At 35.8% G+C, this 12115-nt stretch carries 7 protein-coding genes; all 7 read right to left on the minus strand.

All coding sequences use genetic code 11. The features are described from left to right. Positions 1 to 11 precede the first annotated feature (11 nt). Positions 12 to 740 (minus strand): M48 family metallopeptidase, encoded by a 729-nt coding sequence (locus BLO34_RS13205; RefSeq protein WP_090755963.1) that lies wholly within the window; start codon positions 738 to 740, stop codon positions 12 to 14. Further along, entirely contained in the window at positions 730 to 3762 is a 3033-nt protein-coding gene (locus BLO34_RS13210) for a type I restriction endonuclease subunit R (protein ID WP_090755964.1), read from the minus strand. The genes BLO34_RS13205 and BLO34_RS13210 overlap by 11 nt, the downstream gene beginning before the upstream one ends. A gap of 4 nt (positions 3763 to 3766) precedes the next feature. Then, positions 3767 to 5875, minus strand: coding sequence for a DUF262 domain-containing protein (locus BLO34_RS13215; protein WP_090755966.1), 2109 nt, complete (start codon positions 5873 to 5875; stop codon positions 3767 to 3769). Then, positions 5868 to 7682, minus strand: coding sequence for a DUF262 domain-containing protein (locus BLO34_RS13220; RefSeq protein WP_090755967.1), 1815 nt, complete (start codon positions 7680 to 7682; stop codon positions 5868 to 5870). The genes BLO34_RS13215 and BLO34_RS13220 overlap by 8 nt, the downstream gene beginning before the upstream one ends. A 107-nt stretch (positions 7683 to 7789) precedes the next feature. Next, positions 7790 to 8293, minus strand: a complete 504-nt coding sequence (locus BLO34_RS13225) for a hypothetical protein (protein ID WP_090755969.1) — start codon at positions 8291 to 8293, stop codon at positions 7790 to 7792. Beyond that, a complete protein-coding gene (locus tag BLO34_RS13230; protein WP_090755970.1) occupies positions 8293 to 9567 on the minus strand; it encodes a restriction endonuclease subunit S in 1275 nt (424 codons plus the stop codon). Before BLO34_RS13230 ends, BLO34_RS13225 begins: the two co-directional genes overlap by 1 nt. Next, the gene (locus tag BLO34_RS13235) at positions 9558 to 11981 is read right to left on the minus strand and encodes a type I restriction-modification system subunit M (RefSeq protein ID WP_090755972.1); all 2424 of its coding nucleotides are present in this window, start codon (positions 11979 to 11981) and stop codon (positions 9558 to 9560) included. Before BLO34_RS13235 ends, BLO34_RS13230 begins: the two co-directional genes overlap by 10 nt. Positions 11982 to 12115: the final 134 nt, after the last annotated feature.

Consider the following 12115-nt stretch of genomic DNA (forward strand, 5'->3'; position numbering starts at 1 on the left):
CCTATATTTTCTTAATACCCCCAATCATTATGAACGATAGGCAGGCTGTTTAGTTCATCTCGATGTAATCTCCATTTAGGCATAAATTTATTCATCAAAGAGATAAAACGAGCATTATGATTACGTTCGTGAAGATGAACCAGCTCATGTACTAGAATATATTCTAAACAGATAGTTGGCTTTTTTGCTAGCTCCAGATTTAACCAAATACGTTTGTCATCCACATTACATGCACCCCATTTGGTTTTCATTTGTTTGACACCCCAATCCTCCGATTTTACTCCAATTATCTTTTCCCACTTTTCTAATATTTCAGGTATCTGGCTTTTTAATTGCTTGCGATACCACTCTTTCATCACATGCGCTTTTTCATCGACAGTGGCATCAGGTTTTACCCAAAGCTGAATCTTATTAGCTCCAGTAATTTCTACCTTATTGTAACCATTATGATGATTCACATTTAGTAAGAACCTTTTGCCTTTAAAGTAGTGGCTTTCTCCAGAAACATAATCGCGCTTTGTTTCTCTAGCCTGTTCTTTAAAGTTCTTGACATTTTTCTTAATCCAGCCTAATTTTGAGATTGCAAAAAGTCGCATTACTTCTTCATCTGTCTTCGTAGGGACTGACAATTTTATAGCACCATTAGGCGGATAAACAGCAAGGTGCATATTTTTAATATCCTTGCGTATCACATCAATCTCAACATTTGCAAATGCTATTTTTTCCTGGTTAATACTCATTTTGCGCTTTTATGATCTCCATCAAGTTCAAAGTAGTATCGATATCGTTCACCACTCTACCTACTGCGAGCATTAACTTCTTTTCCTTAATACCGCCATCTCGCCATCCGTCTAGTTTGTTTTCTATGATGGTGGTGTGCACTGCTATTGCTAAATGTTCATTGCTCTCTAAGTTATCATAAAGCGCTTGTTTCGCTCTGGAATTGATATGAGACGGGTAGGTAGCCCCACTTGATGGAGTTGCTACACGTTCTGCGAGTTGTTTGATTTTTTCTAAGTATTCCGCATAAGAAATGGTTTCTTCTTTTCTCAGCTTGATAAGTTCGTCAAGAAGTGCAGACATTTTTTCATAGTACTTAGGGTTAGCCTTCGCTTCTTCTACGATGGCTTTTCTTACATTGTTCTCTATGGTTTCCGCAACGGCTTCTCTACTTTTTTTGGTTTCATAGTTCTCTCCTGGTTCTGAAACATGAACTATTAATTCTACTAGTGATTTGTTTTCAAAGTCAGAAATCTTTTTACTGGATCTTGCATCAAGGTACAAATCCATTAATTGACGCATACCTGGTTCAAATCGCTTTAAGTCTATATAATCGCCACTGGCTCGTTTGATAGTTTCGCGCAAGTCTGAGTAATACAACACCTCTTCCTTAATGTCTCGTGCTTTTTTGTCGCTATACCCTAATTTATGTATTTCATTGGCTACGTTTGCGTAAGCTCTTATGAGACTAACTACTGCTTTATACAAGCCAACCCGCTTCTCTTCAGTCGCTTTGATGTCTGCTGGATTTTCTGTGTTTCCACAAAAGAATTTGATAATCGTAGGCTCATCCTTAGGGTGTACCGGCTCGCACATGGCTCGTAAAACTTCTAAGGCCGTTTCCAGACGTTCTCTACTTTCTGTAAATCTATCTTTCAACAATCCTTTTACATCATCTTCATCATAATCATCAAAGGCTTCTGAGGTATAATCACCTATGGACTTTTGAAGACTTTTAAATAAATCTTTATAATCTACGATGTACCCGTAATCTTTATCCTCGGTATCGATGCGATTCACACGGCATATGGCTTGAAATAAACCATGGTCCTGCATTTTCTTGTCAATGTATAGGTAAGTTGCTGATGGCGCGTCAAATCCTGTTAAAAGCTTGTCCACAACAATGAGCAACTTCATTTTTGCAGGCTCACTTATGAATTGCGCTTTCGCGAAAGCTTCAAAATCTTCAGTAGATTGGCCTTTAAGCATTCTAGTATATACATCATACTTCAAAAGCTTATCTGTAGGGCTGTCCTCACCTGTTTCTTCTCCTTTGATATCGCCGTGATGTGGCTGATACGATGTGATTATAGCACAACTGGTAAATCCTGCACTTTGAAACAATTCGTAATATTTACAGGCTTGATATACCGAACCCGAGACCAGCATGGCATTTCCTTCGCCTGTATATAATCTAGGTTTGGTATCAAAATCGTGAATAATATCATTTACGATTTTAGCCAATCGAGACTTTGACCCTAGCACCTTTTGCATGGTGCCCCACTTTTGTTTTAATTGAATTTTGGCGACGTCAGTCAATCCTCTTGTTTTAACATCAAACCATTCATCAATCTTATCTTGATCTGTAATGAACTGTTCTACATCTCGTGCCTCATATAATAAATCGAGTACGACGCCATCTTCAACAGCTTCATCAAATTTGTAGGGATCGCCGATGTACGGTCCAAATACCTCTATACTTTTCTGCTTGTCTTTTTTAAGCAATGGAGTTCCTGTAAAACCTATGAATAAGGAGTCTGGCAAGATCATCTTCATCGCCTCATGTAATTTACCAGATTGCGTACGGTGACACTCATCTACAAATACATACACATCGCCTTTAGCTTCAAAATCCGTAGGTAGGCTGGCTTTTAATTCTTCAATGTAAGAGTCGTAGTCACCTTCATCAGACTTTCTGCCAAATTTGTGAACTAGACTGCATACCAGCATTTCCGTTTTATGATTGAGCACATGGATAAGATCTCTACCACTCTTTGTTCTGTAAATGGTCTCGTCTACGCCCGTAAAAAGCTTTTCTATTTGATCATCTAATTCTTCTCTGTCTGTAATGATCAAAACACGGCTGTCTTTTACATTCTCGCGTATCCATTTAGTAAGCCAGACCATTGTAAGACTCTTACCAGAGCCTTGGGTGTGCCATAGAATACCACCTGTCTTTGTCTTTATGTGGGTTTGTGCTGCTGTAATACCAAAGAATTGATTAGGACGACATAGCTTTTTGGTGCCTTTGTCAAAGACGATAAAATCGTGAATTAACTCGAGCAATCTAGTTTTTTCATAGAGCTGACTTATTTGCTTATCTATCAGATAATCGTATTCCTTTTTACTTTCTTCTTTCCATTTAAGGTAGTATTTCTCAGAAGTCTCAATTGTACCATATCGAAGTCCTTGGGTATCATTACCTGCCATTACTAATTGCATGGTGGTAAAATACTTTTGAATAAACTCTGATTTCTGGTTATCTAGATTTTGACGGATACCTTCTGACACGCCTACTTTACTTCGTTTTAACTCGATAACACCTACCGCAATACCATTTACAAACAAAACGACATCTGGTCTTTTGATATGCTTTCCTTTTACGGTAACTTCTTCTGCAACGGCAAAGTCATTAGATGTTGGGTTTTTCCAGTCGATGAGCCAGACGGTTTCTTTAGGTTGGCCTAATTCTTCTCGAACCGTTATACCGTAACGTAATAATTTATAGACTTCTTTATTGGCGTCGTATAAACCGCTTGATAAGTTGGCAGCAGTTTTAACCAACTTATCTACTGCCTTTTGCGCCAGTGTTCTAGAATACTTACCATTTTTAATGAGGTAATCAAACAGCAATTGTTCTTCTATAGGCTGGTTGCGTTCTTGTTCCTCCCAATTGCCCAAATAGGTATACTGCAGCTCATTTTGAAACAGCTGAATGATTCTGTTTTGAGAGTCGCGTTCTGATTTGCCTATGTGGTTCATATATCTAATTTTCTATGGCCCAATCTTTTATTTTCTCAAATGGGTCTCGTATTTTACCAGACACCACTGTCTCAATATTTAAAGTATTGTTTTTGTTAATGCCTAAATTATATCGAAATTGATGATTATAAACTTGAAAAATAGGATTCACATTTGAAAAGTATTCGCACTCACTTATACCTTCTTTAAAATAAGATTTGAAACCAGTCTCTTTTTTTAGCCAACCAAAATTATAATTATCATTCTTAAAGAATGATTTATAACTTTCATTATATACGTTTCTATGTATTATATAATAGAGATAAAGCTGTTCATTTACTTGCCTTATAGTTGAAAAGTCTTCGTTTTTTTCTGTTAGCATTTTGACAAAATTGACTTGATTGGCTACTATATACTTATCTAGACTAATATTTGATTCTGTAAAATGTTTTGCAAACAAAAGAACTGATGGAAAATCTTCATAATATTCTTCAAACAACAATCTTGAATAATTAGTTTGATAGTATAAATCAGTAATCAATAAATCTCCCCATATCTTTTTAAAATTATCTTTTGAAATTACTTTATAACCTTCAAAAATCTGTTCAAGGAAATTTATAGATTCGTCGTTATAGGTTATCAAATCTAAGTTTAGTCTTTCAAAATCATCCTCATTATTCGTGAATGGCGTTTTGAGAATGTTGGTTATATTCCCTTTGAAATTTTTATTGTCCTCAAGTTTAAAAATTAACGCTTTAAAATTGGGATGTGTCAATATTTGTGCTGCTTTAAAAACCTCTTCTTTCCTTTGATCAACATCAAAACCAATCAACCTAACTTGTTCGCTAGATGATGATAGTACTACATATACATTCTCATTAGAAATTAAGCTTTCCAGAGATTCGATTAATCTTGGCCACTCTCTTCTTGAGTTATCATTTGTATTTGAAATCAAATTTCGAACTACGCGTATAAAGTCATTCAGGTGCTCACTAGGTTGATCTAAATAACTAAATTGAATAGACATAAATAAAACAAAAAGTTCTGTTATATCTAACCTACTTCCTTTTAAAAGTTTTCCCAGAACATCTTTTTGTGATTCTGAATTCCAAATTATAGGAGAATCAAAACTTTTAAGATTATTGATATAGTCTAGAGCAAAAATCAAAGTTTTTAGATTTTCTTCAACAGAGTAAACTTCTTTAAGAACTTTAAAATCTAAGAAATCATCTTCATAGGATTTTGCTCTAAATTCAGCACTTTTGAAATACAACATCTCTGTTATAAAGTTAAGGTAAATCATAAATGGTTCGTCTATAACAAATGCGTTACTTTGCCTATAATCCCACAGGTTTTCTACCCAATTATATTCTATTTTATTTTTAAAGTCTTCAAGTAATTGAGAATTATATCTTATTATCTTAAAAAACTCAGACTTAAAATTCTCAAAATCAGTAAGCTTTTTCCCCCTAGCATTCATCCTTATGTAAAGGTTTTCAGTTAAACCAAACTCATCAAGATCTGTAAAATAAAACGTAATAAGATTATTTTCCGCTTGTAACAGCTTATCTAAAAGCACGTTTTCTTTATGCAGGAACTCTGAATTTGTTGAAAAAGTTTCAAGCATATTGAGCATACCCTCAATAGTGGGATCGTTTTTCCACTCTGCATTAAACCATTGAGAATCTTCAATTTCTCTCTTTATATTAGCTAAATTATCTATATGATCAAATTCTAATAATCTTTTACAAAAATCGTGTGCCGAAGGTCTCGTTTCATAAGTGAATTTTTTTAGAACACTTTTAACTTCTGATAAGCGAGTTTCCTTAACTGCTACAAAATAATGTAAGAGAAAAAGAGTTGTTAGGCGTTGCTGCCCGTCTAGAGGTATAAAGTTCTTATTTTTATTATCGCCATTGCTTTCTGAAAGAATAGAACCATACACAAAGTCTAATTCTACAGGATTGTTTGAAATTAAGGCATCTATAAGGTATCCATTCACAAATTTTTCTCGGAGTTTTTTTACTTCAGCAGTATTGCGACCTTGCGCATAATCTCTTTGAATAATTGGAATTTCAATCTTATTATAGTTATTGCAAAGCTCCCAAAATGTATACTTTTTATTATTATTCATTCTCTGTGAGTGTTAGGTATGGTCTTAAATTTTCAACGATATTTTTGTAATATTCCTCTTTATCTACTTTACTCCAGTAATACGGCTGTAAATCTGACTTTGTATAATACTTTAAGAAAACATTTCTAGTAGCAAGTGGTATATATTCACCTTCCTTTTCTAATGATAAAATTTTATTTCGCTTAACAGGGAATATGGCATTATTAAGTGCAGAATTATGCTTCTTAGATAAAAGTGTAAGGTTATCTAAAATGTGAATGGATTCGGAATCAAACAGTCTAATGATGCTATTCTTGAACTGATTAAACTCCTCTTCATCAATGCTTTCTTGCTTGAGGAGCTCCATAATACGTTTTTTATATTCATCATAATTAGCATCAGTTTCATCTTCAATATCGACAGTATCTTCATTCCTATCTATTGTTTTAATATCCTTTATTGCCTCTAAAGTATCTTCTAACCATTGTCTAATGGCCTTAGAATTTTTAATCTCCTTAGATTGCTGCGCGTGGATGTGTTCAATACTCCACCCTCCTTCTTTTTCTATTTTCTTATAATAGTTAAATGGAAATTTGTTTTTCTGTATAGATGTAGCTCTTAAAGCGCTTATTATATTATGTAATAAGAAAATTCTTTTTATATCATTATTACCTTTACCATATGTAAGCTCGTCTAGCCTAACGTCTGAAAGCTTAATTTTTACCTCCTCTTTGGCCCATTTTCGAAAATCCGATTTCTGGCATTTTGAATTATCGATTATGTTTCTTAATGTATTAACTGAATTACCCTCAGAAGCCAAAATAAAACCTAGATGGTGGTAAAGTTCATCATCTTGATACCAGTGTTTAAGTTTGCCAAAATATTCTTTGGTAAGATCCCATAATTCTTCGGCATTCCTTTTTTCTTGTTCTGGGGTATCAGCCTTTATTTTCTTCTCAAACCATAAATATGTCGAGTATTTTTTAGCATTGTCTTTAGCTATGATTTTAAAAATAAATTCAATAGCAGAAGATGTATCTAATAATGATTCATTATTAAGAAAATACCAGAATTCCTCTTGTCTCAGTTCTGACTCTATCCGGTGCCATTCGCTTGAAATTTCGGCCTGTCGCATAATAGCTTCCCTATCACTGAAACCGTATTTAATTCTAGAAAGTAATAATGCTCTTATAAGTTCCGCATTTGTTAACGGGATTTTTCCAATATTCAATCGATTAAAAATATCTATCTTCTTTCTTTCAACAACATTGTCGTCATTGATAGATTTAAGTTCTTCTATTTGATACCAAATAAGTTCAATCTTTTTAGTAAGAGTTGAATTAAAATCATCTATGTATCCAACATCGTTCTTTGTTTTATCTTCAAACCAAGCTTTTATAATTCTATAAGCTTGGCTCATAAAATGAAAATCCGGCTCATTATCATTGTAAGATTCAGGAGATAATTCTGTTAAAAAACTGGTGCTCTTTTGTCTTTTTTCAAAAGTTATTAAGTATCGTGGCCGGTTGAGGTAATTAAATATGATGTTTAGAGTTATCAGACGCTGTTGACCATCAATTACTTCCCATGCATTTTGGTCTTCAATATCTTTTGTAGGTACAACCACAATTGGTTGTAAACAGTATTTTTTCTCATCAGAATTCATAAAATTATGAACGTCCTCTAGAAGCGCTGAAACATGTTCTTCACCCCACCTATACCCACGCTGATAATATGGGATTATATAATGCTCAAACCTGGGGCTTCTGTCTGGTGTGTTTTCGTTTAAAATAACCCTACCTACTGCTTCCTGTTTAATTATATTCATTCTATCAATTATTATTAAAATCAACCTCGTTTTACCCGTTAATAACTCTTGTGTCACCTATTGTTTAATGCGCTCGTATGTTTCTTTTCTGGTTTCTATTAAGCTTATCACTTCTTATACTTTTTAAAAAATTGCTCGCCCTTTTTCAAATAAAAAGACTGATACCCAAAGTTGTCGCACTCTTCTTTCCAAGCTTCTCTTATAATGCGGTGATTATCATACCAGGAGTTCATACCGACTTCCCAAGATTTCCATAAGTTCTTATCTATTCGTCCCTTATTAAGCCAGTAGTATTCCTCAGCACATAGGTTGAAATAGTCATTAAGCTTATTTCTTAGAAAAAGATATTTATTAGGTTTTTTGGCCATTAAATGCTCTAATGATTCATATCTGGTAATTTTTTCTAAATAGCCATTTAGAATATCATACCGTTTATTGAATTCAGAGAACAATTCTTTTTGAAGCTGATGACTCGCAATTTCTGATTGATTTTTATTGAAAGTTTTAGTGGAAAACCAAACTGCAAAGCCCAATCCAGCTGTCACGAGAATGCCTAATACGTTAGTCCAAAACTCCCAATTTTCATAAAAATATGTGATTTTTTCTGCCATCACACCAACCGCGTTTTACCAGTAAGTAACTCTTGCATCATCCCTTGTTTGAGTTGTGCGTATTTTTCTTTTTTAGTGCTTAGATCTTCGATTTCTTTATCCATATCAACGAGTACAGTTGCGATTGCATTTTGCTCTTCAATTGAAGGTAAAATGAATGTTCCATTCTTAATATCGGTAGTGCCTATGTTAGCTTGAACTCCTAATGAAGCTATTGATTTACAATATGTTCTCCAACGTCTCATATTGGATAAGTGTTTTAAGACTGTTGAGTTGACTTTGTCCTTATTTATTATCAAATGGCCTACGCGTTGATTCAGTAGTAATGGCCCATTTTCTTCGATAATTGTCATTCTGCCGATAAGGTTTTTATTAGGAGTTACATCAGTCATAGACATTATTAAGTCACCTTTAGTCAAAACAAAATCATTTAAAAATTTCAAGTCTGAGGCAGACCAATAATTCACTTTGTTACTATTAAATTGAAACTGACCCTGCAAGCCTATTTGAGCCATTGTAACTATTGGGACACCATTATCCTCATAACCTTTTGCAGAAAAAGAGTATCCATTTTGGTATTTCGATAACAAATCATCCAAAGGTGTCTCCACCCATTCCCCATCAAAACCATCCAAACGTTTCCCACCTTTGTGTGGTGGCGTTAACAACTGTTGCATGGCGCCTTGTTTGATGGCTTTCTTTTTAACGATGAGTGCGTCTAGGTTGCTTATCAAATCATCTACATCACTTAATGCAGTGGCGATTGCTTTTTGTTCTTCTAGGGTTGGTGGTAGTGGGATTTTGATTGATTTGACGATACTACCACTTAAATTTGGCTGCCCGCCTTGGCAATAAGTTAGTATAATATATTCCTTTCTGAGTGAGAAAAAGTTATATAAATACTCAGCAAGTATCATATCAGATTCAAAAGCCAAAACAGCTTGATTTATTGCACCACTTATTCTAGTGATCGCAGAAACGCCTGCGGTTGCACCATACATAGCTAACAAAAAAGTATTCTGAGGGACAATCTTAGCTGAGCTAGAATTAAGGCCTAATTCACTTATAAAACCTTTAGTCTCATATATTTTTTTCTTGTTTAATTCGCTAGAACTAATCCAAGGAATATCTCCATCATAATTCGCCTTATTTGAAGTTGGTGGTGTTCCGCCTGAATAAGTATTACATTTTTGTCCTAAATTGAAAACATCCCAATCTTCTGGAATCAAACCAACTTCTGTTTGCTTGTAGTCTTGCTTTGTCATTAACTCCATACCAATCCCATTTTAGAAAGGTGGCTGGCTACTTTTTCTTCGGCAGTTTTGGCTTGCTCGGTAAGTTTTGGCAAGGCGTTTTCATAACGTTCTGCTAGTTCTTTAATGCGTCCAGTCAACCGTTGTGAGATGCTGTCTATCTCGCTTTGTAGCAAAGAACTTATAGACGCTAACCATTTATGATCTACCACTAGAGTTCTTACTTCGGCTTCGGTGAGTTTGCCGTACTGTTTTAGGGTTAACTCGTCCAGTTGTTGTTCAGCGGTTTTGATTTGCTTTTTAAGCGTGGCTTCTTTCGCGAAAGCGGTTAACATTTTATTTCCTAAGCTGTAGGCTTCTTTTTCGCTCTTGTCGCCTTTTATTTTTTTCAAATAGGCAGCAAGTGTGGTTTTAGTAATCGTGCCTTTATCGTTTGTAGCATCATTTAAGAGTCCTTCGTCACCAGCATGCTCCTCGTTATAGGTGGTGATTTCGGCTTGTTTGGTTTCTAATTGTGACACCAAATCGTTCAAGGTTTCTTGCTCGCTGGCTAGATACTTGTCTATCACTAATTGCTTAGGGATTAAATCGCAGGTCCAGCCTTTATCTATGTCTTTTCCTTTGCTGTTTTTTTCTATAATGCGTTTGGTTTTGGCTACCCAGCCGTCTTCTGCAAGCAGGTACACATCATCCTTCATCATGGCATTCCAGTAATCCATAAAATGCTGATACATCGCATACTGGTTGACAAGCGGCTTGCCATCGTACTCGTGTAACAAGGCTTCAGCAATATGTTTTTCTAACTTTTTAGGTGCGGTATGGGCATTGATACCTTGCAGGTCTTGGTAGACCTTATCTTTCCAGCTTTCAAAGACCAATGCTAGTTGATTGCTGTAACTGGTAAATTCTGGATGCGAATAAATAGCGCTTTTTATGTCACTGGCTGCTACGTTTAGTTGTGAGTAGCTTTCGCGAAAGCGAGAAAACAAATGTGATTTAAGGCTAGGATATACTTCCCAGAACCTACTTAACCCTTCTATGTCTTTATTAGGAATACCACCATTAAGGTGTGCGTTTAAATCTTGTATATCTTCCTCTTCCTGCGTATCTATATAACGTGGTATATTGAGGTTGTACTCGTTCTTTTCAATCTCATCAAAGGTTACAAATCGGGCATATTTAGCAACTTCGGTCTGTGTATTAAATACATCTACAATCTGGTGAATGTCTTGCTCTCGTAGTCGGTTTTTGTTTCCGTCTTTGATAAAGCCTTTACTGGCATCCATCATAAAGATTCCCTTACGGTCGTCTGTATGCTTCTTATCAATCACGATGATACAGGCAGGAATACCAGTACCGTAAAATAAGTTTGCAGGTAAGCCTATGACACCTTTAATCCATTTGCGTTCTATGATGTTTTGTCTAATTTCTGCCTCAGCATTTCCTCTAAAAAGTACCCCATGAGGTAAAATAACAGCACCTTTACCCGTACTTTTTAAGGAGGCTATGATATGCAATAGAAAAGCGTAGTCACCATTTTTATCTGGTGGCACACCGTAGCCTCGAAACCTGTTGTACTCATCATCTAATGGCACGATACCACTATCCCAGTTCTTAATAGAAAACGGTGGATTTGCCACGACAAAATCAAAACGTTTTAACTGACCGTTTTCTGTAAACTGTGGTGATGCGATGGTGTTTTTACCAGCGATAGAAGCCTCTGGATAACCGTGCAACCACATATTCATAATGGCAAGACCTTTAGTTGCCACATCTTTTTCCTGACCGTAAAGCGTCAAACCATTAGGAGCCTCGCCAGCCACTTTCAACAATAGCGAACCAGAACCACAAGTAGGGTCGTAAGCGCTGTATGAGGGCTTATCTGCCTTATGTACATCGATTACCTTAGAAAGAATGCGAGATACCTCGGCAGGTGTGTAAAATTGGCCTTTACTTTTACCGGATTCGGTAGCAAAATGACGCATTAAGAACTCGTAGGCATCACCTAACACATCATCATCCTCTGCACGGTTGTTTTTAAAGTTAAGTGCAGGGTTTTCAAAAATGGCGATGAGTTTAGAAAGCAGTTCTACTTTTTCCTTGCCACTGCCCAGTTTTTCGTCATCGTTAAAATCTACAATCTCCAGCGAGCCTTCCAGACCGTTTGAAGCAAAGAGTGGTCGTAGTATTTCTTTATTGATACGGTCACCTATGTCTGGTTGCCCTTTGAGCGCTACCATATCTTCAAACGAAGCACCTTGCGGCACTTCTATCAAACTCATCGCGTCGCCTGTGTATTTATCGCTTACATACTTTACAAAAAGCATGGTAAGCACGTAATCTTTGTACTGTGAGGCGTCCATGCCGCCTGCTCCTCTTAATTTATCGCAGCTTTCCCAAAGGGATGAATAGAGTTCTGATTTTTTTATGGCCATTTAGGGTAGTTGTTTTGTGTGGATTGTTTTGAAGTTGGAAAATAGGGTAGAAGGCAGCAATCTGCACCGTAAATGGAAGGAAAGTTATTTCACACAAATGATCCACTTGTAGTAAAATAAGAGGAATGAAAAGC

Origin of the sequence: Nonlabens sp. Hel1_33_55 (assembly GCF_900101765.1) — a bacterium.
GTDB lineage: Bacteria > Bacteroidota > Bacteroidia > Flavobacteriales > Flavobacteriaceae > Nonlabens.